We start from the raw sequence: 22,538 nt of genomic DNA, 5'->3' as shown, positions 1-22,538 counted from the left end.
TGTTTTCCTGTGGGCATGGCAGCAGTCATCAGTGCGGCGGGGCTCGCCCGCACCTTCCGGACCAAGACCGGGCCCGTGGCGGCCGTGCGCTGCGTGGACCTCACCGTGCGGGAGGGCGAGATCCTCGGCCTCCTCGGACCCAACGGCGCCGGCAAGACGACCACCCTGCGGATGCTCACCACCCTGCTGAAGCCCACCGGCGGCGCGGCCACCGTGGCCGGGCACGACCTGGCGACCGACCCGGTCGGGGTGCGCCGGGCGAGCGGTTACGTCGCCCAGTCCGGCGGAGTCGATCCGCACATCACCGTGCGGGAGGAACTGGTCACCCAGGGCCGGATGTACCGCCTGCCGAAGGCCGAGGCGGTCCGACGCGCCGCGGAACTCGCCCGCGAGCTGGACCTGACCCACCTCCTGGACCGGCGCACCGGCGCGCTCTCGGGAGGCCAGCGGCGCCGCCTCGACCTCGCGATGGCACTCACCCACCGGCCCAAGGTGCTCTTCCTCGACGAGCCGACGACCGGACTGGACCCCGGCAGCCGCGCCGACCTGTGGGACCTGGTGCGCCGGCTGCGCGACACGTACGGCACCACCGTGTTCCTGACCACCCACTACCTGGACGAGGCCGACGCCCTCGCCGACCGCCTGGTGATCGTCGACGGGGGCGTGGTCGCCGCCGAGGGCACGCCGAGCGCGCTCAAGCTGGCGTACGGCGGCTCGATCGACGCCACCCTGCAGGACACCTTCCTCGCCGTCACCGGCCGCGGCCCCGCACCGGCGGCCGGCACCGCACCCGTGGCCGTGTGACGGCCCCGACCCGGACAGGACCCCTGGACATGTTTCTCCACGACACGGCCCTCGTCTACGGCCGTTACGCGCGCCAGTCCCTGCGCTCCCGCTTCGCCCTGCTGTTCGGGGTGCTGACGCCCCTGCTGTACCTGCTCTTCTACGGCCCGCTGCTCACGGACCTGCCGCTGGGGGGCGAGGCCGGTTCGTGGCAGGTGCTCGTCCCCGGACTGCTGCTCCAGCTCGGCCTGTTCGGCGCGCTGTTCGCGGGCTTCTCGGTCATCCTCGAGAACGGTCACGGGGTGGTGGAGCGGATGCGGGTGACGCCGGTGAGCCGGCTCGCCCTGCTCCTCGGCCGGGTGCTGCGCGATGCCACGCTCTTCGTTTTCCAGGCGGTGCTGCTGGTGCTGGCCGCACTGGTGATGGGGCTGCGCGCGCCGCTCTGGGGCATCCTGATCGGCTTCGGCTTCGTCGCCCTGCTGACGCTCTCGCTGGCCTCGGTGTCGTACGCGCTGGGGATGCGGATCCGCACCCCGCAGGCGTTCGGTCCGCTGATCAACGCGGTGTCGATGCCGTCGATGCTGCTGTCCGGCCTGATGCTGCCGATGACCCTCGCCCCGGGCTGGCTGGACGTGCTCTCGCACTTCGTGCCGTTCCGCTACCTGGTGGACGCGGTGCGCGACGCCTACGTCGGGCAGTACACGAGTGCGCACATGCTCTACGGCGTCCTCGTCGCCGTCGCCTTCGCGGCACTCGCCGTGACGGTGGGCACACGCGTCTTCCGGACCGCCGGCGCGTAACTACGCTGGGCCCATGGTCAATCTGACGCGCATCTACACCAGGACCGGCGACAAGGGCACCACCAACCTCGGCGACATGAGCCGGGTGCCCAAGACGGACCTCCGGATCTCCGCGTACGCGGACGCCAACGAGGCCAACACGGTGATCGGCACCGCGATCGCCCTGGGCGACCTGGAGCCGGAGGTCGTCCAGGTGCTCACCCGTGTCCAGAACGACCTGTTCGACGTGGGCGCGGACCTGTCGACACCGGTGGTGGAGAACCCGCAGTTCCCGCCGCTCAGGGTCGAGCAGTTCTACGTCGACAGGCTGGAGGCGGACTGCGACCGCTTCAACGAGCGGCTGGAGAAGCTGCGCTCCTTCATCCTCCCGGCCGGCACGCCGGGCGCCGCCCTGCTGCACCAGGCCTGCACGGTCGTCCGCCGTGCCGAGCGCTCCACCTGGGCGGCGCTGGAGGTCCACGGCGAGACGATGAACGAGCTGACCGCGACCTACCTGAACCGGCTCTCCGACCTGCTGTTCATCCTGGCCCGGTGCGCCAACCAGGAGACCGGGGACGTGCTGTGGGTGCCGGGCGGGGACCGCTGAGCGCGGTTCCCCGCCCCGGTCACCGGTCGGCCGGGTCGGCCGCGTCCCGGTCGGCGGCGGCCGCCGCGGACTCGGCCGCGTCGACCTTCTTCCTCATGTCCGCGTATCCCGTGGGCGTGCCGGCGGGGGCCGTCGCCGAGGGGGAACCCGGTGCCGGGTGGGAGGAAGCGCCGCCCTGGCCGGTGCAGCCCGCGGTGAGCGCCACGAGGGCGGTTGCCACCGCGGCGGCCGCCGCCGGCCGCCGCGGGCGCATCAGCTCGCCGCCTTCCCGCCGTCGTGGTCCCGGCACCACGTCTTGACGGCGGTCAGGTCCTGCTTCCGCTGCCGCAGCTCGGTGCGCAGGGACGTGCGGGCGGTCAGCCGGTTGCGCAGATAGGTGGCGATCTCGGTGTGCCCCGCCTTCGCCGCGTTGTCCACGCGCTTCTGCAGCCGGGCCACCGAACCGCGTGTGCCCGCCTCGGCGTCCAGTCGCCTCAGGGCCCGTTCGACTCGCCGGTCGATCCTCGGCACGCGCTTGCACAGCGCCTTCGCCCCGTCCCCGGCCGGCGCGGCCGAGGGCGTGCCGGTGTGCGCGGCCGCCGTCCCCGCCGTGCCGGCCAGGACGGCCGTCGCGGCGAGCCCCGCGAGCAGCGTCCGGGTGTGTCGTCGTACGTGCATCTGCCCCTCCGTTCACTTCCCGACGGCCACGGTCGGCCGTCCGTCGCGACGACAGGCTAGGGAAGGTCTTTGGGGAAACTCTGTGACCGGTTCGCCCGGGCTGTCCCGATCAGCCAGTTCCGCCGGCCAGGCGGGCCGCCGCCGTCCGAGGGCAGCCGCACCTCGAAGCGGGCTCCCACGCCGTCCGGCCCGTCCAGGACGGTGACGCGTCCTCGGTGCAGTGCCGCCTGCTGGGCGACGAGGGTGAGGCCGAGTCCGGAACCCGCGCTGTCCGGGCCGCGCCGGAACCGCCCGAAGACGCGCTCGCGGGCGTCGCGGGGCACACCGGGCCCCTGGTCGTCGACCGTGATCAGCACGTGGTCCGGCAGGCCGCGCACCCCCACTCGCACCCGGGCCCGGCCCCGCCCGTCGCGGCCGTGGGCGAGCGCGTTGCCGACCAGGTTGTCGAGCAGCATCCGGAGGCCGGGCTCCCAGCCGTGCACGGTGAGCCCGGGCGCGGCGTCCAGGCGGACGTCGGCGTCCGGTGCGCCGCGGCGGGCCTCGGCGACGGCGGCCTCGGCCACGTCGGACAGGTCGACGCTCCGCAGGGCGTCGGCCTCCACCAGGTCGCCGCGCCCCAGTTCGCGCAGCATCACCAGCAGGCCGAGCAGCCGGGCGTGTTCACGCCGCAGGTCGGTGACGACCTCGGCACGGTCCGGCCCGGGCAGAGCGGGATGGCCGGCGAGGATGTCGAGATTGGTGCCCATGCTCATCAGCGGGGTGCGCAGTTCGTGCGCGGCGGCCGAGGAGAAGGAGCGGGCGGTCTCCAGGGCCTCGGCGGTGCGGGCGGCCTGTTCGTCGTACCGGGCGAGGACGGTCCGTACGGTCGCCGCCAGTTCGTCGACCTCCGTCACCCCGGTGCGCCGGTGGTCGAGCCGGGCGCTGCTGGCGCGCGGGTCGAGGCCCGCGGTACGGCGCGTCAGCCGGCGCAGCGGGGCGCTCGCACCGGCGGCCAGGCCCCAGGCGAGCAGACCGGACAGGGGCGCGGCGAGCAGCGCGGTGAGCAGCACCCGGCGCCGGACGAGGCCGAGTTGGGCGCGGTCGGCGGTGTCGGGCGCGAAGACCCACAGGGTGCCGGACGCGGCGGTGCCCCGCACCGGCCGGGCCAGGACGCGCCAGCCGCGGCCGCCGGCGCGGACGGTGACCGGTCCTGCGGTGCGGGCGGGCAGGGCCACCGAGCGGCCGGGCTGGGGGCCGCCGCTGAAGTCGGCGTCCGGTCCGACGACCCGTACGCCGACGTCGAGGGCGGCGCTGAACAGCCGCCGTTCCCTGGTGTCGGCGGCCTTGGGGCGGCCGTTCGTCGAGGCCCGCACCACGGACCGGGCAGCCGGGGCGAGGGCCGTGGCCCGCTGGCGCAGGAGCTGGTCCTCGGCGCGGTGCAGGTCGCGGGCGACCAGGTGCAGCAGCAGCCAGCCGCAGGCCAGGACCAGCAGCGGGACGGTGCAGCCGACGGCGAGACCGATGCGGGTGGAGAGTCTCACCGGGCGCCCCGCGCTTCCCGGAGCACGAATCCGACCCCGCGGACCGTGTGGACCAGCCGGCCGCTGCCGTCCGCCTCCAGCTTGCGCCGCAGATAGCTGACGAAGGTGTCGACGGTGTCGGTGCGCACGTCGAAGTCGTAGCCCCACACCCGCTCCAGCAACTGGTCACGGGTGAGCACCAGCCCCGCGTTGCGGGCGAGCACCTCCAGCAGTTCGAACTCGCGGCGGGTCAGCTCCAGCGGGCGGCCGTGCAGCTCGGCGGTACGGGCCGCCGGGTCGATCAACAGGCCCGCGACCCGCAGCACCGCCCGGTCGGCCGGGGGCCGGCGGCGCAGCAGGGCGTGCAGCCGCAGCACCAGTTCCCGCAGGGCGAAGGGCTTGACCAGGTAGTCGTCGCCGCCCGCCTGCAGTCCGGCGATACGGTCGGCGGTCTCGTCGAGCGCGGAGAGCATGAGCACCGGCAGGTCGCTGCCCGCGCCCCGGAGCCGCGTGCACAGCTCGATACCGTTCATGCCCGGCATCGACACGTCCAGCACGAGGACGTCCGGCGCGGCGGCCTCGATCAGACCGAGCGCTTCGGCGCCGCCGGCCGCGGTCCGCACCGCGAAGCCGTTCAGTCTCAGTCCGCGCTCCAGGGAGCGGCGGATCGCCGCGTCGTCGTCCACGACCAGGACCGTGCCGGGGCCTGCCGTGTCACCCATGCGCCCTCCTCGTCGCCGGCCAGGGTACGGCCCCGGGCCGGCGCGGGATCCGCCGGAGGCGGTGCGGACGGTGGCGCGCGGGGAGGGGACCGTCGCGCCGGCCGTCACCCGGCGGCTGATCGCCGGGTTCGCGGCCGGAGCGGTGCGGGGGCCGAAGGCCGATACGGCCGTGCTGCGGGGGCGCTCACCCGGCGCGGACACCAGGTGCCGGCGTGCATCGGGGAGGGGTGGTCCGACGCCGGGATCGCGGTGCGGCCGGAGACGGCGCAGGGCACGGTGAAGTCGCACGTCAGCCCTCCGCCGGCCAGGCCGGAGCCGCGCGGCCGGGTCCAAGCGGCCGGGCCGGCACAGGAGTTGGGAGTCGAGCCCGGCCGAGGGAGTGACTGGTCCAGACCTATTGACCTGTGGTCCAGACCTTTCTACTCTCGCAGCACTGTGGGCATGGAGGCTCAGTCATGCCCCCGACACTCCCAACGAAGAGGGAGGCGCAGCATGCGCTTCAGACACAGAGCCGCGGCAGGGTTCGCGACCCTGGTGCTCCCCCTGGCCGGTCTGGTCGGTCTCGCGGGCCCCGCCCAGGCCGCGACCAACGCGACGGCGAACTTCACCAAGACCAGCGACTGGGGCACCGGGTTCGGCGGTCAGTGGACCATCAAGAACACCGGTTCCTCCAGCATCAGCTCCTGGACCGTCGAGTGGGACTTCCCCTCCGGCACGTCCGTCACCTCCGCCTGGGACGCGGACGTCACCGGCTCGGGCACCCACTGGACCGCCAAGAACAAGTCCTACAACGGCACCCTCGCCCCCGGCGCCTCCGTCTCCTTCGGCTTCAACGGGGCGGGCCCCGGCTCCCCGTCCAACTGCAGGCTCAACGGCGACAGCTGCGACGGCACCACGGTCCCGGGTGACGCGGCGCCCTCCGCCCCCGGCACCCCGACCGCCTCCGGCGTCACCGACACCTCGGTGAAACTGAGCTGGGGTGCGGCCACCGACGACAAGGGCGTCAAGAACTACGACGTCCTGCGCGACGGCAAGGTCGTCTCCACCGTGACGACGACCTCCTACACCGACACCGGCCTGAGCGCCGGCACCGACTACTCCTACACCGTGCGCGCCCGCGACACCGCCGACCAGACCGGCCCCGTCAGCGGCGCCACCGCCGTGCACACCACCGGCGGCGGCACCACTCCCCCGCCCACCGGCGACAAGGTCAAGCTCGGCTACTTCACCGAGTGGGGCATCTACGGCCGCAACTACAACGTCAAGAACCTGGTGACGTCCGGCTCGGCGGCGAAGATCACGCACATCAACTACGCCTTCGGCAACGTGACCAACGGCCAGTGCGCCATCGGCGACTCCTACGCCGACTACGACAAGGCCTTCACCGCCGACCAGTCCGTCAGCGGTGTCGCCGACACCTGGGACCAGCCGCTGCGCGGCAACTTCAACCAGCTGCGCGAGCTGAAGGCCAAGTACCCGAACATCAAGATCCTCTGGTCCTTCGGCGGCTGGACCTGGTCCGGCGGCTTCGGCCAGGCCGCGGCCAACCCGGCCGCCTTCGCCCAGTCCTGCTACAACCTGGTCGAGGACCCGCGCTGGGCCGACGTCTTCGACGGCATCGACATCGACTGGGAGTACCCGAACGCCTGCGGGCTGAGCTGTGACACCAGCGGTGCGGCCGCCTACAAGAACCTGATGGCGGCCCTGCGCGCCAAGTTCGGCTCCGGCAACCTGGTCACCTCCGCGGTCACCGCCGACGGCTCGGCCGGCGGCAAGATCGAGGCGGCGGACTACGCGGGCGCCGCCCAGTACGTCGACTGGTACAACGTGATGACGTACGACTTCTTCGGCGCCTGGGACGCCAAGGGCCCGACCGCCCCGCACTCCCCGCTCACCTCGTACAACGGCATCCCGAAGGCCGGCTTCACCACCGCCGACGCGATCGCCAAGTTCAAGGCGATCGGTGTCCCCGCGAAGAAGCTGCTCCTCGGCATCGGCTTCTACGGCCGCGGCTGGACCGGTGTCACCCAGGACGCCCCGGGCGGCACGGCCACGGGCCCGGCGACGGGCACCTACGAGCAGGGCATCGAGGACTACAAGGTCCTGAAGTCGTCCTGCCCGGCCACCGGCACCGTCGCCGGCACGGCGTACGCGCACTGCGGAAGCAACTGGTGGTCCTACGACACCCCGGCCACGGTCGCCGGCAAGATGGCGTGGGCCAGGAACCAGGGCCTCGGCGGTGCGTTCTTCTGGGAGTTCAGCGGTGACACCGGCAACGGCGAACTGGTGAGCGCCATCAGCGACAACCTGTAGGAACGGCTCGGGAAAGGCGGTACGGCGCCGAGCCGGGCCGACGCTCCCCCGGACTCCCGTCCGGGGGAGACCCCCCACACACAGCGAGTGAACGCGGCTACGCCACGTTCACTCGCTGACCCGGTGGGGCCGCCTCCAGCCACGCCAGGAACCCGGTCAGCGCGTCCTCGCTCATGGCGAGTTCGAGCCGGGTGCCCCGGTGGACACAGACGAGGATCACCGCGTCGGAGAGCAGCGCCAGCTCCTCCTCGCCCTCGGGGAGCCGGCGGCCGACCACCTCGATCCGGGCGCGCTCCAGGGTGCGGCGGGGGCGGAAGGCGTAGGAGAAGACGCGGTACCACTCGATGCGGTCGCCGTTGTAGCGGGCGACGCCGTAGCTCCAGCCCTTGCCGCCGGAGTCCGGTTTCTCGGCCACGTCCCAGCGCAGGGAACAGTCGAAGGTCCCGCCGGAACGCTGGATCAGCCTGCGCCGCAGCCCGAACAGGAACAGCCCCACCACCACGAGCGCGACCACGATCCCGCACACAGTCAGAGCGAGGATCATCGGCACCGACCTCCTCGTCTCCTAGGTAGGGGAACTGCATCTGCGACTGAGTAATGAAACGGGAAAAACACCCACATCTGCCTCAGCCGCGACCGGCACCGGATTACTCCGGGCCGGCCGCGGCTGAGTGACGTCAACGTACCGCGCGGGTGGGTCAGCGCGACGTCGCCGCACGCAGGCGGACATCCGCGCGGCGCTCGGCGGCGGCGTCGCCCTCCGCCTTCGCGCGCTCCAGCTCCCGCTCCGTGCGCTGGACATCGATCTCGTCCGACAGCTCGGCGATCTCGGCCAGCAGGGACAGCTTGTCGTCCGCGAACGAGATGAAACCGCCGTGCACCGCGGCGACGACCGTCCCACCATCACTCGTACGGATGGTCACCGGGCCCGACTCCAGCACACCGAGCAGCGGCTGGTGACCGGGCATGACGCCGATGTCGCCGGACGTGGTACGCGCGACGACCAGGGTGGCCTCGCCGGACCAGACCTGGCGGTCCGCGGCGACCAGCTCGACGTGCAGCTCAGCAGCCAAGGGTGGCTCCTCGGGTCACCACCCGGCGGTAGTGCCGGGTGTTGGGGTCAATTCTAGTGGGCGTGGATGAGGGGGCGGGACGCACCCGCCCCCTCACCGGGAGCACGAGGCTCAGGAGACGCCCAGCTCCTTGGCCTTGGCCTTCAGGTCCTCAATGCCACCGCACATGAAGAACGCCTGCTCCGGGAAGTGGTCGTACTCGCCGTCGATGATCGCGTTGAAGGCCGCGATCGACTCCTCCAGCGGGACGTCCGACCCGTCGACGCCGGTGAACTGCTTGGCGACGTGGGTGTTCTGGGACAGGAAGCGCTCCACGCGACGGGCCCGGTGGACGACGAGCTTGTCCTCTTCGCCCAGCTCGTCGATACCGAGGATCGCGATGATGTCCTGCAGGTCCTTGTACTTCTGCAGCACCGACTTCACCCGCATGGCCGCGTTGTAGTGCTCCGCGGAGATGTAACGCGGGTCCAGGATGCGGGACGTGGAGTCCAGCGGGTCCACGGCCGGGTAGATGCCCTTCTCGGAGATCGGACGGGAGAGAACCGTCGTCGCGTCGAGGTGGGCGAAGGTGGTGGCCGGGGCCGGGTCGGTCAGGTCGTCCGCGGGGACGTAGATCGCCTGCATCGAGGTGATCGAGTGACCACGGGTCGAGGTGATGCGCTCCTGCAGGAGGCCCATCTCGTCGGCCAGGTTCGGCTGGTAACCCACCGCGGACGGCATGCGGCCGAGCAGCGTGGAGACCTCGGAACCGGCCTGCGTGAAGCGGAAGATGTTGTCGATGAAGAACAGCACGTCCTGCTTCTGGACGTCACGGAAGTACTCGGCCATGGTGAGGCCGGCCAGCGCGACGCGCAGACGGGTGCCCGGGGGCTCGTCCATCTGACCGAAGACCAGCGCGGTCTTGTCGATGACGCCCGACTCCGACATCTCCTCGATGAGGTCGTTGCCCTCACGGGTGCGCTCACCGACACCGGCGAACACGGAGACACCGTCGTGGTTGTTGGCGACGCGGTAGATCATCTCCTGGATGAGCACCGTCTTGCCGACGCCGGCACCACCGAACAGGCCGATCTTGCCACCCTTGACGTACGGGGTGAGCAGGTCGATGACCTTGACGCCGGTCTCGAACATCTCGGTCTTCGACTCGAGCTCGTCGAAGTTCGGCGCCTTGCGGTGGATCGGCCAGCGCTCGCCGGTGTACTGCTCGTCGACGTTCAGCACCTCACCGAGGGTGTTGAACACCTTACCCTTGGTGAAGTCGCCGACCGGGACGGAGATGGGGGCGCCGGTGTCCGTCACCGGGGCCTGGCGGACCAGGCCGTCGGTGGGCTGCATCGAGATGGTGCGGGCCACGCCGTCACCCAGGTGCTGGGCGACCTCCAGGGTCAGCGTCTTCTTCTCGCCGTCCTTCGCCGGGTCGGCGACCTCGACGTGCAGAGCGTTGTAGATGTCCGGCATCGCGTCGACGGGGAACTCCACGTCGACGACCGGGCCGATGACCCGGGCGACGCGGCCCGTAGCCGTCGCGGTCTCAACAGTGGTGGTCATTAGCGGTCACTCCCCGCGGTCGCGTCGGCCAAGGCGCTCGCGCCACCGACGATCTCGCTGATTTCCTGGGTGATTTCGGCCTGGCGGGCCGCATTGGCAAGCCGGGAGAGCGTGTTGATCAGCTCGCCCGCGTTGTCGGTGGCCGACTTCATCGCGCGCCGCGTGGCGGCGTGCTTCGAAGCGGCCGACTGGAGCAGCGCGTTGTAGATGCGGCTTTCCACATAGCGCGGCAGCAGGGCGTCGAGGACGTCCTCCGCCGACGGCTCGAAGTCGTACAGCGGGAGGATCTCCCCCTTGGGGGCGGCCTCCTCGGCGACCTCTTCGAGCCGCAGCGGCAGCAGCCGGGCGTCGAGCGCCGTCTGCGTCATCATCGAGACGAACTCGGTGAAGACGATGTGGAGCTCGTCCACACCACCCTCGGCCGTGTCCTTCTCGATGGCCTCGATGAGAGGCGCCGCCACCTTCTTGGCGTCCGCGTACGACGGCTCGTCGGTGAAACCGCTCCACGACTCCGCGATCTTGCGCTCACGGAAGTTGTAGTGGGCGACACCCCGGCGGCCGACGATGTACGTGTCGACCTGCTTGCCCTCGCGCTCCAGGCGCTCGGTCAGCTGCTCCGCCACCTTGATGGCGTTGGAGTTGAAGGCGCCGGCCAGACCGCGGTCGCTCGTGAGGAGCAGGACCGCGGCACGGCTCGGGTTCTCCGCCTCCGTGGTGAGCGGGTGCTTGATGTTCGAACCCGTACCGACCGCCGTGACCGCACGCGTCAGTTCGCTCGCGTACGGCGTGGAGGCCGCCACCTTGCGCTGCGCCTTGACGACGCGCGAGGCGGCGATCATCTCCATCGCCTTGGTGATCTTCTTGGTCGCGGTGACGGATCGGATGCGACGCTTGTAGACCCGGAGCTGGGCTCCCATGAGTCAGGTCCCTTCCTTACGTCACTTGGAAGCGGCGGCAGGAGTGTCCTCGCCGAGCAGCTTCCCGTCCGAGGTCTCGAACTGCTTCTTGAACTCCGCGATCGCGTCGGCGATGGCCGTGAGCGTGTCGTCGGACATCTTGCCGCCCTCACGGATGGAGGTGAGCAGGCCCTGGTACTTCCGGTGCAGGAAGTCCAGCAACTCGCGCTCGAAGCGGCGGATGTCGGCGACCGGCACATCGTCCATCTTGCCGGTGGTGCCGGCCCAGATGGAGATGACCTGGTCCTCGGTGGGCATCGGCTGGTACTGGTCCTGCTTCAGCAGCTCGACCATGCGCTGACCGCGCTCCAGCTGGGCCTTCGAGGCCGCGTCCAGGTCGGAACCGAAGGCGGCGAACGCCTCCAGCTCACGGAACTGGGCGAGGTCGACACGCAGACGGCCGGACACCTGCTTCATCGCCTTGTGCTGCGCGGAACCACCGACTCGGGAGACGGAGATACCGACGTTCAGCGCGGGACGCTGACCGGCGTTGAACAGGTCCGACTCCAGGAAGCACTGGCCGTCGGTGATGGAGATGACGTTGGTCGGGATGAACGCCGAGACGTCGTTGGCCTTGGTCTCGACGATCGGCAGACCGGTCATCGAACCGGCGCCCATCTCGTCGGAGAGCTTGGCGCAGCGCTCCAGCAGGCGGGAGTGCAGGTAGAAGACGTCACCCGGGTAGGCCTCACGGCCCGGCGGGCGGCGCAGCAGCAGCGACACGGCACGGTAGGCGTCGGCCTGCTTCGACAGGTCGTCGAAGACGATGAGGACGTGCTTGCCCTCGTACATCCACTGCTGACCGATGGCCGAACCGGTGTACGGCGCCAGGTACTTGAAGCCGGCCGGGTCGGACGCCGGGGCGGCGACGATGGTCGTGTACTCCAGCGCGCCGTTCTCCTCCAGCGCGCGGCGCACGCCGGCGATGGTGGAGCCCTTCTGGCCGATGGCGACGTAGATGCAGCGGACCTGCTTCTTCGGGTCGCCCGAGCGCCAGTTGTCGCGCTGGTTGATGATCGTGTCGATGGCCAGGGCGGTCTTGCCCGTCTGACGGTCACCGATGATCAGCTGACGCTGGCCACGGCCGATCGGGGTCATCGCGTCGACGGCCTTGTAGCCCGTCTCCATCGGCTCGTGCACCGACTTGCGCTGCATGACCGTGGGGGCCTGCAGCTCGAGGGCGCGGCGGCCGGACGTCTCGATCTCGCCGAGGCCGTCGATCGGGTTGCCGAGCGGGTCGACGACGCGGCCGAGGTAGCCCTCGCCGACCGCGACGGAGAGGACCTCACCGGTGCGGGTGACCGGCTGCCCCTCCTCGATGCCGCTGAACTCACCGAGTACGACGGCGCCGATCTCGCGCTCTTCCAGGTTCAGCGCGAGACCGAGGGAGCCGTCCTCGAACTTCAGCAGCTCGTTCGCCATGGCCGAGGGCAGGCCCTCGATCTTGGCGATACCGTCGCCGGCGACGGTGACCGTACCGACCTCCTCGCGCGAGGCCGCGTCCGGCTTGTACGACTGGACGAACTTCTCCAGCGCGTCCCGGATCTCCTCCGGCCGGATCGTGAGCTCCGCCATCTGGGTTCCCTGCTCTCCTTGTTGGGCCCGAAGTTTCACTTGGGGGGATGGGGACTCCCCCCATCAGGAGGTGAATCCTCTGCACGGCCCAACCGGGCCGTCGTCAATGCGTACTGCTTTTTTTCGAAGTATCGAGTTGCTGCTAGCTCGCCATGCGGCGGGCGACCTCGTCCAGCCGGTCCGCGAGGGAGCCGTTGATGACCTCGTCACCGACCTGCACCCGGACTCCGCCGAGGACCTCGGGGTCCACGTCGAGGTTGAGGTGCATCCGACGACCGTAGAGCTTGGTCAGGGCGGCGCCGAGGCGCTGCTTCTGTCCTTCGCTCAGCGGCACCGCCGAGGTGACGACGGCGACCATACGGTCCCGGCGCTCCGCGGCGAGCTTGGACAGGGACTCCAGTCCCGCCTCCAGGCTACGTCCGCGCGGCGCGATCACGAGGCGCGTCACCAGTCGCTCGGTGACCGGCTTGGCACGCCCGCCGAGCAGCCGGTGCACCAGCTCGGCCTTGGCCTGTGGGCCGACGGCTCGGTCGGTCAGCGCGGCACGCAGGTCGGGGCTGGAGGAGACGATCCGGCCGAACCGGAACAGCTCGTCCTCGACGTCGTCGAGCGTGTCCGTCTTCTCCGCGGCCGTGAGGTCGGCGATGTTCGCCAGTTCCTCCAGCGCGTCCACCAGGTCGCGGGGCTGCGACCAGCGGGAGCGGACCAGGCCGGACACCAGGTCCACGGTCGCACCGCTGACCTGGCCACCGATCAGACGCCGGACCAGCTCCGCCTTGGCCTCTCCGGGCTGCGCCGGGTCGGTGAGGACCCGGCGCAGACCGGCCTCGCGGTCGAGCAGCGCGGTGACGGCCGCCAGCTCGTCGGCGAGCTGCACGGCGTCCACGGACGTGGAGTCCGTCAGCGCGTCGAGGCGCTCACGTGCGGCTGCCAGTGCCTCGCGGCTCGCTCCGTTCATCGCGTGGCCTCGGCCTTCTCCTCGAGCTCGCCGAGGAAGCGGTCGATCACACGGCTCTGCCGGGCGTAGTCCTCGAGGGACTCACCGACGAGCTTGCCGGCCAGTTCGGTGGCGAGCTTGCCCACCTCCTGACGCAGCGCCGCCGCGGCGGCCTTGCGGTCGGCCTCGATCTGCGCGTGGCCGGCGGCGATGATCTCCTCGCGCTGACGCTGGCCTTCGGCCCGCATCTCGGCGATGAGCGCGGCACCCTGCTCCTGCGCCTCCTGGCGCAGGCGCGCGGCCTCGTGCCGGGCCTCGGCGAGCTGGGCCTTGTACTGCTCAAGGACGCTCTGGGCCTCGGTCTGCGCGGCCTCGGCCTTTTCGATACCGCCCTCGATGGCTTCTCGACGCTCTTCCAGAACCTTGTTGATGTTCGGGAGGAGCTTCTTGGCGAGGAAACCGAAGACGATGACGAAGGCGAGCAGGCCGATGACAAGCTCGGGGATCGGCGGGATGAGGGGGTTTTCCCCGCCCTCGGCCGCCATGATGAGCAGCTGGCTCATGTCAGTGCCTTTCGTCTAGGGGGCTTCGCTGATCGGCAGATCAGGCGCCGTAGACGAACGGCATGACCAGGCCGATCAGGGCGAGCGCCTCACAGAAGGCGAAGCCGAGGATCTGGTTGGCACGGATCAGACCGGCGGCCTCGGGCTGGCGGGCCAGGGCCTGGGTGCCGTTACCGAAGATGATGCCGACGCCGACGCCGGGGCCGATGGCCGCGAGGCCGTAGCCGATGGAGCCGAGGGAGCCGTGGACGCCGTCGGCAGCAAGGGTCTGGAGAGCGGACATGCCGATTCTTCCTTCTTCTTTACGGACCGGTGGGGGTTGGCCACCGGACGATCACGGGGATGTGGTGTGGGCGCTCAGTGGTGCTCGGCGAGGGCGCCCTGGATGTAGGTGCACGTCAGGAGGACGAAGACGTACGCCTGCAGAGCCTGGATGAAGAGCTCGAAGGCCGTCATCACGACGGTCATGATGAAGCTGACGCCGGCGTAGGCGATGCCGATGCCGTTCAGCAGGTACCAGCTGGCGATCGTGAAGAGCAGCAGCAGGGTGTGCCCGGCGAACATGTTGGCGAAGAGCCGGACCGCGTGGGTGAAGGGCCGCACCAGCAGGTTCGAGAAGAACTCGATGAGCATCGCGAGCGGCAGCACCGGACCGAGCGACTTGTCGTAGCCGGTGACGTTCTTGAAGAACCCTACGAAACCGTGGCGCTTGAAGGTCAGCGAGACCCACAGGACGTAGACGATCAGCGCCAGGACCAGCGGGTACGAGATGATCGCCGTCACCGGGAACTGGGCGACCGGAATGATCGACCACAGGTTCATCATCCAGATGAAGAAGAACAGCGAGACGACCAGCGGGACGTACTTCTCGCCTTCCTTCTTGCCGATGGTCTCGTAGACGACACCCCGACGGATGAAGTCGTATCCGGCCTCGGCGACCATCTGCAGCTTGCCGGGGACGACCTTCGGCTTGCGGAAGGCGGCCCAGAAGAAGCCGACGATGATGATCGAGCCCAGCAGCGCCAGCAGCATCGTCTTGTTGAAGTACACGTTGCTGTCGCCGTTGCCCCACAGGGGCTTGAACAGGAACGAGTGCAGGCCGGGAGCCGGGAAGCCACAGCCGTTGAAGATGTGGCAGTCGGTCTCGAAGGCGAGCACCTGCGTCGGGTCAGCACTCACCGCGGGCTCCTTCAGCGTGGCGCATAGGTACGGCAACCTCGTTGTGTCGGCGCGGCGCACGGCCGCGGTTCGGCACGGGACTGGTGTTACGGATGTGGGGGCGGCTGTGGGGCATCTCGCCTCGCGATGGAACAGGCGTCAGCTCGGATGCCCGCGCCCGCGATGCCGCAGTTGGCACCGGACGATAGCAGGATCGCTCATGCGCCTTTACACCGGCCCTACCTCTCACGACGAGTGCCCCGACGTGTGGGACTTCTCGGCGGTCGAGGACGAGGCCGGTTCGGGCTCGACGTACAGCATCTTCGACTTCATGTGCGCTCGCGTCTGCGCGGCGATCCAGACGAGGGTGCCGGCGAGGAGCGTGAACGCGAAAGCCTTGGGGTGGAACAGCGTCGTGTGTTTGAACGCGGCCATGAAGACGAACAGCAGCAGGATCTGCGCCGCGTAGAGCATCAGGCCCATGGCCTGGAAGAGGTGCGGCAGCGATCTGGCGGTGCGCTGCAGGGCGTAGAGACCCAGTCCCATGAACAGGATCACGACCAGCGTCGCGACGACGGCTCCGACGGCTCCCTTGCCGCCCGCGACCACACCGCTGACGACGGCGGCAATCGCGCCGGCGACAGCCGTGGGTACGGCGGCCTGAGCCAGGATCCGGGCGTCATTGGACGGCATGGCGGCAACTCCGCTTTCACAGGGGGGCAGGTGTCGTCATGGACGAGCGTAGTCCCGGGCTGAGTGATCGAGACCTCACACCAATGGACCTTCGCACTCGGGTCCTTCGGCTCTATCCGGGGTTCTCGTGAACCGTATCACAAACTATTTGATGAGGTCTTTACCTGGTGGGTGTGCTGGGTGTCACACATGAGAGTGACAGTGCACGTCTGTGCAGAAACCACGCCCACTTGTCTGGTATTAGGGCGCTTTGTTACCCCACGAGTTGGCAATGCTCTAGTCAGATTCTTACCTTGACCGTCTCAGTGACGATCCACGAAACGCGAACGGGGACCGATCGCGGTCGCCCCGTTGACGCCCGGGTAACCGGCCGTGACGGGCGCCCGTTCCCCGTTCTGCGGGGCCTCGTGCCCGGAGGCCTCCGCGCCCGTCTCCGCGCCCGTCTCCGCGCCCGTCTCCACGGCCAGGGCCTCCTCGGCCGGCCGTCCTCGCCTGCGGTAGCGCGGCGGTACGAAGTGGTGTGCCCACGCCGGGACCCGGGGGGTGAAGCGCGGGAGCAGCAGGAGGACGAGTCCGACGGCGCTGAGGAAGACCACGCCCAGCACGATCCACATCGACGCCGAGTTGACCGAGTACGCCAGCGCCCCGAAGCCGATCAGCGCCGACCAGAAGTACATGATCAGCACGGCCCGGCTGTGCGAGTGGCCGATCTCCAGCAGCCGGTGGTGCAGGTGGCCGCGGTCGGCGGCGAACGGGGACTGGCCGCGCCAGGTGCGCCGGACGATCGCCAGCACCAGGTCGGCGGCCGGCACGGCGATGATGGTCAGCGGCATCAGCAGCGGGATGTACACCGGCACCATCTGGTGCACGGTGCTGCGCTCGGAGGCGCCGAAGAGGTTGTCCGGGTCGACCTGCCCGGTGACCGAGATGGCGCCCGCCGCCAGCACCAGCCCGATCAGCATCGAGCCCGAGTCGCCCATGAAGATCCGCGCGGGGTGCATGTTGTGCGGCAGGAAGCCCAGGCACATGCCCATCAGGATCGCCGCGAACAGCGTCGCGGGCGCGGCCGCCTCGATGCCGTACGAGTACCAGATGCGGTAGGTGTACATGAAGAACGCGGCCGCCGCGATGCACACCATGCCGGCGGCGAGGCCGTCGAGGCCGTCCACGAAGTTCACCGCGTTGATCGTGATGACGACCAGCGCCACCGTCAGCAGGGTGCCCTGCCACTGGGTCAGCGCGACCGTGCCGACGCTCGGGATGGGCAGCCACAGGATCGTCAGGCCCTGCATCACCATCACGCCCGCGGCGATCATCTGCCCGCCCAGCTTGATCAGCGCGTCGATCTCGAACTTGTCGTCGAGGACACCGATCAGCCAGATCAGCGCGGCCCCGGAGAGCAGGGCGCGCGGCTCGTTCGACTTCTCGAAGACCTCGTTGAGGTTGGTCAGGTGGTCGGCGACCAGCAGGCCCGCGCACAGACCGAAGAACATCGCGATACCGCCGAGGCGCGGAGTGGGTTCCCGGTGCACGTCACGCGCCCGGATCTCCGGCATCGCCCCGGCCACGATCGCGAACTTGCGTACCGGCCCTGTCAGCAGATACGTCACCGCGGCCGTGATGCAGAGCGTCAGGAGGTATTCACGCACGGGCTTCCCCACAGGTCTCGCTGGCCATCACAGCCCCACACCCTAGCGAGCGACGCATATGGATGAGGACTTCCGGGTAGCGACGATGGTTGCATGCCAGGCTGTGCATCACGCTCCGTGACCGGGCACGCCCGGTTCCACCGACGTCCGCCTACCCCCGCTCAGCCGGGATACGGCGGAAACCTGCCGGTCAGGTCGCGCACCTCGTCGCGGACCCGGACGGCGTCCGTCTCACCGCGCAGCACCGAGCCGAGCAGGGCGGCGATCCGCACCATCTCCGGCTCCCCCATGCCCTGCGTGGTGACGGCGGCCGTGCCCAGGCGCAGCCCGCGGCCGTCCCCGTGCGGCAGCGCGCAGCAGTCCAGCACCAGGCCGGCCGCGAGCAGCCGGCCACGCGCGGTGCGCCCGTCCACACCGAGCGGAGCGGGGTCGGCGGTGATCAGATGGGTGTCGGTGCCGCCGGTGGTCACGGTGAGCCCCTCGGCGGCGAGGTGACCGGCCAGCACGCGCGCGTTGGCGACCACCTGACGGGCGTACCCGCCGAACGCCTCAGTGGCCGCCTCGCCGAAGGCGACGGCCTTGGCGGCGATGGTGTGCATCTGCGCACCGCCCTGCGTGAACGGGAAGACGGCCCGGTCGACGCGCTCGGCCAGCTCGGCCCCGCACAGGATCATCCCGCCGCGGGGGCCGCGCAGCACCTTGTGGGTGGTGGCGCACACGATGTCCGCGTACGGCACCGGGCTCGGCGCGGCACCGCCCGCCACCAGGCCGATCGGGTGCGCCGCGTCCGCGATCAGATAGGCGCCGACCTCGTCGGCGACCTCCCGGAAGAAGGCGTGGTCGAAGTGGCGGGGGTAGGCGATGGAGCCGCAGACGATGGCCTTGGGCCGGTGGTTGCGGGCCAGGTGGCGCGCCTGGTCGTGGTCGACGAGCCCGGTCTCGGCGTCGACGCCGTAGCCGACGAAGTCGAACCAGCGGCCGGAGAAGTTCGCCGGTGAGCCGTGGGTGAGGTGCCCGCCGTGCGTCAGCGCGAGGGCGAGGACGGTGTCGCCCGGCCGCAGCAGGGCCGCGTAGGCGGCCAGCACGGCCGAAGAGCCCGAGTGGGACTGCACGTTGGCGTGCTCGGCGCCGAACAGCTTCTTGGCCCGCTCGACGGCGAGGCGCTCGGCGGCGTCCGCGAATTCGCAGCCGCCGTGGTACCGGGCGCCGGGGTAGCCCTCGGCGTACTTGTTGGCCAGCGGCGAGCCGAGGGCCTCCAGGACGGCGGGCGAGGTGAAGTTCTCCGCGGCGATCAGCTGGAGCGTCGTCGACTGCCGCGTCAGCTCTCCGAGCAGGATGTCGGCGAGCTCCGGGTCCTGCTCCCGCAGGACGTCGGTCTCGTGGAGAGTGGGAACCGACATGGCGGGCTCCGGGCGGTCGACGGTGACGTAGGTCCAATGTAGGCCCGGTGCATCGGGGACGCCCGGTGATGGAGCCACACGTGGACGCGCGGGTCCGCGAGCCGTTCCCGCCGAGTTCGCCGTGGCCGGACGCGCGGGGCTGCGGGCCGTTCCCGCCGAGTTCGCCGTGGCCGGACGCGCGGGGCCGTGGGGCCGTGCAGGTCGCCGTGACAGGGTGCCGGCTCCCGGACGGGCGCACGCGCCCTAGGCCCGTGCCGGTACCCCGGTCAGTGCCGTCACGACCGGATCCAGCGCCTGGTGTATCTCGTCACCGATCGACCGGAAGAACGGCAGCGGCGCCCCGTAGGGGTCGTACACCTCGTCCGCCTCGGCGGTCGGGGCCAGCAGCCAGCCGCGCAGCGCGGCCGCGGCGCGCACCAGCGCACGGGCCCGCAGGACCACACCCTCCTCCAGCGGCGGCAGGGTGGCGGGGTCTATGGCCCGCACCAGGCGGGTGAACTCCTTCAGGGTGAAGGTGCGCAGGCCCGCCGAGTGGCCCATGGAGATGACCTGGGCGCGATGGTCGCGGGTGGCGGTCAGCACCAGGTCGGCCCTGATGACGTGCTCGTCCAGCAGCTCCCGGCCGGTGAACCCGGAGGCGTCCGCGCCGAACTCGGCCAGCACGGCCTCCGCGTTGGCCTCCATGGGCGCTCCCTCGTGGCCCCAGGTGCCCGCGCTCTCCACGATCAGCCCACCGCCGAGCACGCCGAGCCGCTCCGCGAAGAAATGGCGGGTCAGCCGCTCGGTGATGGGTGAGCGGCACACGTTTCCGGTGCTGACATGGAGGATGCGGAAGGTGTCGCGCGGAAAGCCGAAGGTGGTGGTCTCCTCCGCGACACGCTCCCCGATGCCTATGCCACGCCCCGCTTCAGGGGCCGTCAATTCGCCACCTCGAGGTCGGGTACGACCTTGCGCAGCTCGTCCGGGGAGATGGCACCCTGGCGCAGCAGCAGCGGCACCTCGCGGGAGACGTCCACGATGGACGACGGCACGTTGCCGGGGGTGGGCCCGCCGTCGAGGTACACGGAGACGGAGTCGCCGAGCATCTGCTGGGCGGCGTCGCAGTCCTCCGGCGCCGGGTGGCCGGTCAGGTTCGCCGAGGAGACGGCCATCGGGCCGACCTCGGTGAGCAGCTCGATGGCGACCGGGTGCAGCGGCATGCGGACGGCCACCGTGCCCCGGGTGTCGCCGAGGTCCCACTGCAGCGACGGCTGGTGCTTGGCGACGAGCGTCAGGGCGCCGGGCCAGAACGCGTCGACCAGCTCCCAGGCCAGCTCGGAGAAGTCCGTGACGAGGCCGTGCAGCGTGTTCGGGGAGCCGATGAGGACAGGAGTGGGCATGTTGCGGCCCCGGCCCTTGGCGGCGAGCAGGTCGGTGACCGCCTCCGAGGAGAACGCGTCGGCACCGATGCCGTACACGGTGTCGGTCGGCAGCACCACCAGCTCGCCCCGGCGGACGGCGGACGCTGCCTCGCGCAGACCCGTCACGCGGTCGGTCGCGTCGTTGGTGTCGTATCGCCGTGCCATAGCTAGCGGGCCTCCTCGTACACGTACTGCGGGATGAAGGTCGGGGGCGTGCTCACGGCAGCGCCTTGCGGGCGGTGGCGAACCGGGGCCGGTTGTTGAGGTCGGGGTGGTCGGCCGCGTCGGCCCAGCCCCGCTCCTCGGTGAAGATCCACGGCACCTGGCCGCCCTGGGTGTCGGCGTGCTCGATGACGACGACCCCGCCCGGGCGCAGCAGCCGGTGCGCGGTGCGCTCGATGCCGCGGATCAGTTCGAGGCCGTCCTCGCCGGAGAAGAGCGCCAGTTCCGGGTCGTAGTCCCGGGCCTCGGGTGCCACGTACTCCCACTCGGTGAGCGGGATGTACGGCGGGTTGGAGATGACCAGGTCGACCTGGCCGTCGAGGTCGGGGAAGGCGGTCAGCGCGTCGCCCTGCCGCAGGTCGACCCTCGACCCCGCCATGTTCTTGCGGGTCCACACCAGGGCGTCCTCGGACAGCTCCACGGCGTGCACGCGCGAGCGCGGGACCTCCTGGGCGAGGGCGAGCGCGATGGCTCCGGAGCCGGTGCACAGGTCGACGATGCACGGCTCGACGACGTCCATGGCGCGTACGGCGTCTATGGCCCAGCCGACCACGGACTCGGTCTCCGGCCGGGGCACGAAGACGCCCGGCCCGACCTGGAGCTCCAGGTACCGGAAGTAGGCACGGCCGGTGATGTGCTGCAGCGGCTCGCGCTGCTCACGCCGGGCGACGACCTCCCAGTACCGGGCGTCGAAGTCCGAATCCTTCACGGAGTGCAGTCCGCCGCGCTTCACCCCGTGCACGAACGCGGCGAGCTCCTCCGCGTCGTTGCGCGGCGAGGGCACGCCGGCGTCGGCCAGCCGCTGGGTGGCCTGGGCCACCTCCGCGAGCAGCAGGTTCACGCAAGTCCTCCGTGTCGTACTCGTGCGTGCGGACGCCTCTTACGCGGCCGCCAGCTTCGCTGCCGAGTCGGCGTCGACGCAGGCCTGGATCACCGCGTCGAGGTCGCCGTCCAGGACCTGGTCCAGGTTGTAGGCCTTGAAGCCGACGCGGTGGTCCGAGAGGCGGTTCTCCGGGAAGTTGTAGGTGCGGATCTTCTCGGAGCGGTCGACCGTGCGGACCTGGCTGCGGCGGGCGTCGGCGGCCTCCCGCTCGGCCTCCTCCTGCGCCGCGGCGAGCAGCCTGGAGCGCAGGATACGCATCGCCTGCTCCTTGTTCTGCAGCTGGCTCTTCTCGTTCTGGCAGGAGGCCACGACTCCGGTCGGGATGTGCGTGATGCGCACGGCGGAGTCGGTGGTGTTGACGGACTGCCCGCCCGGACCCGAGGACCGGTAGACGTCGATGCGCAGGTCGTTCTGGTTGATCTCGACGTCGACCTCCTCCGCCTCCGGCGTGACGAGGACGCCCGCGGCGGAGGTGTGGATACGGCCCTGGGACTCGGTGGCCGGCACCCGCTGCACGCGGTGCACGCCGCCCTCGTACTTCAGCCGGGCCCAGACGCCCTGGCCGGGCTCGGTGGCGCCCTGGCCGCCCTTGGTCTTCACCGCGACCTGGACGTCCTTGTAGCCGCCCAGCTCGGACTCGGTGGCGTCGATGATCTCGGTCTTCCAGCCGACGCGCTCGGCGTAGCGCAGGTACATGCGCAGCAGGTCGCCGGCGAACAGCGCGGACTCGTCACCGCCGGCGCCCGCCTTGATCTCCAGGATGACGTCCTTGTCGTCACTGGGGTCACGCGGTACGAGCAGCAGGCGCAGCTTCTCGGTCAGTTCCTCGCGCTGCTTCTCCAGATCCTTCACCTCGGCGGCGAAATCGGGGTCGGAGGCGGCGAACTCGCGCGCGGTCTCGACGTCGTCGCCGGTCTGCTTCCAGGAGCGGTACGTGCCGACGATCGGGGTCAGCTCGGCATAGCGCTTGTTCAGCCGGCGCGCGTTCGCCTGGTCGGCGTGCACCGACGGGTCGGCGAGCTTCTTCTCCAGGTCGGCGTGCTCGGCGACGAGGTCCTCGACTGCCTCGAACATCTTTCGGCTCCTGTACTGCGGTGAAGGGAAGGGGCGGGCGACCAAAA

The 22,538-nt window shown here is 70.5% G+C and carries 24 protein-coding genes and 1 pseudogene; 5 read left to right on the top strand and 20 right to left on the bottom strand.

Features of this window, described 5'->3' with window-relative positions; all coding sequences use genetic code 11:
- The first annotated feature begins 15 nt into the window (after positions 1–15).
- From ABVB68_RS13465 to ABVB68_RS13455, 3 genes are read left to right on the top strand one after another with little or no spacing between them, the layout of a single operon-like run.
- Positions 16–804, top strand: a complete 789-nt coding sequence (locus ABVB68_RS13465) for an ABC transporter ATP-binding protein (RefSeq protein ID WP_353601199.1) — start codon at positions 16–18, stop codon at positions 802–804.
- 29 nt (positions 805–833) lie between these two features.
- The gene (locus ABVB68_RS13460; protein ID WP_353601198.1) at positions 834–1,583 is read left to right on the top strand and encodes an ABC transporter permease; all 750 of its coding nucleotides are present in this window, start codon (positions 834–836) and stop codon (positions 1,581–1,583) included.
- 13 nt (positions 1,584–1,596) lie between these two features.
- The gene (locus ABVB68_RS13455) at positions 1,597–2,169 is read left to right on the top strand and encodes a cob(I)yrinic acid a,c-diamide adenosyltransferase (protein ID WP_353601197.1); all 573 of its coding nucleotides are present in this window, start codon (positions 1,597–1,599) and stop codon (positions 2,167–2,169) included.
- 19 nt (positions 2,170–2,188) lie between these two features.
- Here ABVB68_RS13455 and ABVB68_RS13450 read toward each other — a convergent pair whose 3' ends face one another.
- From ABVB68_RS13450 to ABVB68_RS13435, 4 genes are read right to left on the bottom strand one after another with little or no spacing between them, the layout of a single operon-like run.
- Positions 2,189–2,422 (bottom strand): hypothetical protein, encoded by a 234-nt coding sequence (locus ABVB68_RS13450; RefSeq protein WP_353601196.1) that lies wholly within the window; start codon positions 2,420–2,422, stop codon positions 2,189–2,191.
- Entirely contained in the window at positions 2,422–2,826 is a 405-nt protein-coding gene (locus ABVB68_RS13445; RefSeq protein ID WP_353601195.1) for a hypothetical protein, read from the bottom strand. The genes ABVB68_RS13450 and ABVB68_RS13445 overlap by 1 nt, the downstream gene beginning before the upstream one ends.
- A 56-nt stretch (positions 2,827–2,882) precedes the next feature.
- Complete coding sequence (locus ABVB68_RS13440; RefSeq protein WP_353601194.1) at positions 2,883–4,346, bottom strand: ATP-binding protein; 1,464 nt, start codon at positions 4,344–4,346, stop codon at positions 2,883–2,885.
- Positions 4,343–5,047, bottom strand: a complete 705-nt coding sequence (locus ABVB68_RS13435) for a response regulator transcription factor (RefSeq protein WP_353601193.1) — start codon at positions 5,045–5,047, stop codon at positions 4,343–4,345. The genes ABVB68_RS13440 and ABVB68_RS13435 overlap by 4 nt, the downstream gene beginning before the upstream one ends.
- A 40-nt stretch (positions 5,048–5,087) precedes the next feature.
- Between ABVB68_RS13435 and ABVB68_RS13430 the strand changes: the two are divergent.
- Together ABVB68_RS13430 and ABVB68_RS13425 are read left to right on the top strand one after the other, a co-directional pair.
- Positions 5,088–5,410, top strand: a pseudogene (locus ABVB68_RS13430) (transcriptional regulator); the annotation flags it as partial.
- A gap of 129 nt (positions 5,411–5,539) precedes the next feature.
- Positions 5,540–7,360, top strand: coding sequence for a glycosyl hydrolase family 18 protein (locus tag ABVB68_RS13425; RefSeq protein WP_353601244.1), 1,821 nt, complete (start codon positions 5,540–5,542; stop codon positions 7,358–7,360).
- Between the two features lie 97 nt (positions 7,361–7,457).
- On the opposite strand, the gene ABVB68_RS13420 is transcribed toward ABVB68_RS13425, so the two are convergent.
- The 16 genes from ABVB68_RS13420 to prfA form a co-directional block, all read right to left on the bottom strand.
- On the bottom strand, positions 7,458–7,904 hold the full coding sequence (locus ABVB68_RS13420; protein ID WP_353601192.1) for a DUF2550 domain-containing protein: 447 nt from the start codon (positions 7,902–7,904) through the stop codon (positions 7,458–7,460).
- A 154-nt stretch (positions 7,905–8,058) separates the two neighbouring features.
- The gene (locus tag ABVB68_RS13415; protein WP_353601191.1) at positions 8,059–8,433 is read right to left on the bottom strand and encodes a F0F1 ATP synthase subunit epsilon; all 375 of its coding nucleotides are present in this window, start codon (positions 8,431–8,433) and stop codon (positions 8,059–8,061) included.
- Between the two features lie 111 nt (positions 8,434–8,544).
- On the bottom strand, positions 8,545–9,981 hold the full coding sequence (atpD, locus tag ABVB68_RS13410; protein ID WP_353601190.1) for a F0F1 ATP synthase subunit beta: 1,437 nt from the start codon (positions 9,979–9,981) through the stop codon (positions 8,545–8,547).
- Entirely contained in the window at positions 9,981–10,898 is a 918-nt protein-coding gene (locus tag ABVB68_RS13405) for a F0F1 ATP synthase subunit gamma (protein WP_353601189.1), read from the bottom strand. The genes atpD and ABVB68_RS13405 overlap by 1 nt, the downstream gene beginning before the upstream one ends.
- 21 nt (positions 10,899–10,919) lie before the next feature.
- Positions 10,920–12,512, bottom strand: a complete 1,593-nt coding sequence (gene atpA, locus ABVB68_RS13400; RefSeq protein ID WP_353601188.1) for a F0F1 ATP synthase subunit alpha — start codon at positions 12,510–12,512, stop codon at positions 10,920–10,922.
- Positions 12,513–12,654: 142 nt separating this feature from the next.
- Positions 12,655–13,470 carry a F0F1 ATP synthase subunit delta gene (locus ABVB68_RS13395; protein ID WP_353601187.1) on the bottom strand — a complete coding sequence of 272 codons (816 nt, stop codon included), beginning with the start codon at positions 13,468–13,470 and terminating at the stop codon, positions 12,655–12,657.
- On the bottom strand, positions 13,467–14,012 hold the full coding sequence (locus ABVB68_RS13390) for a F0F1 ATP synthase subunit B (protein WP_353601186.1): 546 nt from the start codon (positions 14,010–14,012) through the stop codon (positions 13,467–13,469). Before ABVB68_RS13390 ends, ABVB68_RS13395 begins: the two co-directional genes overlap by 4 nt.
- Positions 14,013–14,052: 40 nt before the next feature.
- Positions 14,053–14,295 carry an ATP synthase subunit C-like protein gene (locus tag ABVB68_RS13385; RefSeq protein WP_353601184.1) on the bottom strand — a complete coding sequence of 81 codons (243 nt, stop codon included), beginning with the start codon at positions 14,293–14,295 and terminating at the stop codon, positions 14,053–14,055.
- A 74-nt stretch (positions 14,296–14,369) separates the two neighbouring features.
- Entirely contained in the window at positions 14,370–15,191 is an 822-nt protein-coding gene (gene atpB / locus ABVB68_RS13380; RefSeq protein ID WP_353601183.1) for a F0F1 ATP synthase subunit A, read from the bottom strand.
- 225 nt (positions 15,192–15,416) lie between these two features.
- Positions 15,417–15,863, bottom strand: coding sequence for a Cg1360 family ATP-synthase-associated protein (locus ABVB68_RS13375; protein WP_353601182.1), 447 nt, complete (start codon positions 15,861–15,863; stop codon positions 15,417–15,419).
- A gap of 302 nt (positions 15,864–16,165) precedes the next feature.
- Entirely contained in the window at positions 16,166–17,512 is a 1,347-nt protein-coding gene (locus tag ABVB68_RS13370; protein ID WP_353601181.1) for an MraY family glycosyltransferase, read from the bottom strand.
- Between the two features lie 161 nt (positions 17,513–17,673).
- On the bottom strand, positions 17,674–18,912 hold the full coding sequence (gene glyA, locus ABVB68_RS13365) for a serine hydroxymethyltransferase (RefSeq protein WP_353601179.1): 1,239 nt from the start codon (positions 18,910–18,912) through the stop codon (positions 17,674–17,676).
- 243 nt (positions 18,913–19,155) lie between these two features.
- Positions 19,156–19,833: an arsenate reductase/protein-tyrosine-phosphatase family protein gene (locus ABVB68_RS13360; RefSeq protein WP_353601178.1), complete on the bottom strand. Its 678-nt coding sequence runs from the start codon at positions 19,831–19,833 to the stop codon at positions 19,156–19,158.
- Positions 19,830–20,477, bottom strand: a complete 648-nt coding sequence (locus tag ABVB68_RS13355; RefSeq protein ID WP_353601177.1) for an L-threonylcarbamoyladenylate synthase — start codon at positions 20,475–20,477, stop codon at positions 19,830–19,832. The genes ABVB68_RS13360 and ABVB68_RS13355 overlap by 4 nt, the downstream gene beginning before the upstream one ends.
- A 52-nt stretch (positions 20,478–20,529) precedes the next feature.
- On the bottom strand, positions 20,530–21,375 hold the full coding sequence (gene prmC, locus ABVB68_RS13350) for a peptide chain release factor N(5)-glutamine methyltransferase (protein WP_353601176.1): 846 nt from the start codon (positions 21,373–21,375) through the stop codon (positions 20,530–20,532).
- A gap of 39 nt (positions 21,376–21,414) precedes the next feature.
- Complete coding sequence (gene prfA / locus ABVB68_RS13345) at positions 21,415–22,491, bottom strand: peptide chain release factor 1 (protein WP_353601175.1); 1,077 nt, start codon at positions 22,489–22,491, stop codon at positions 21,415–21,417.
- Positions 22,492–22,538 lie beyond the last annotated feature (47 nt).

The sequence above is a fragment of the Streptomyces sp. NPDC096012 genome (assembly GCF_040426375.1).
Lineage (GTDB): Bacteria > Actinomycetota > Actinomycetes > Streptomycetales > Streptomycetaceae > Streptomyces.
This window is presented reverse-complemented; position numbering and strand designations above follow the sequence as displayed.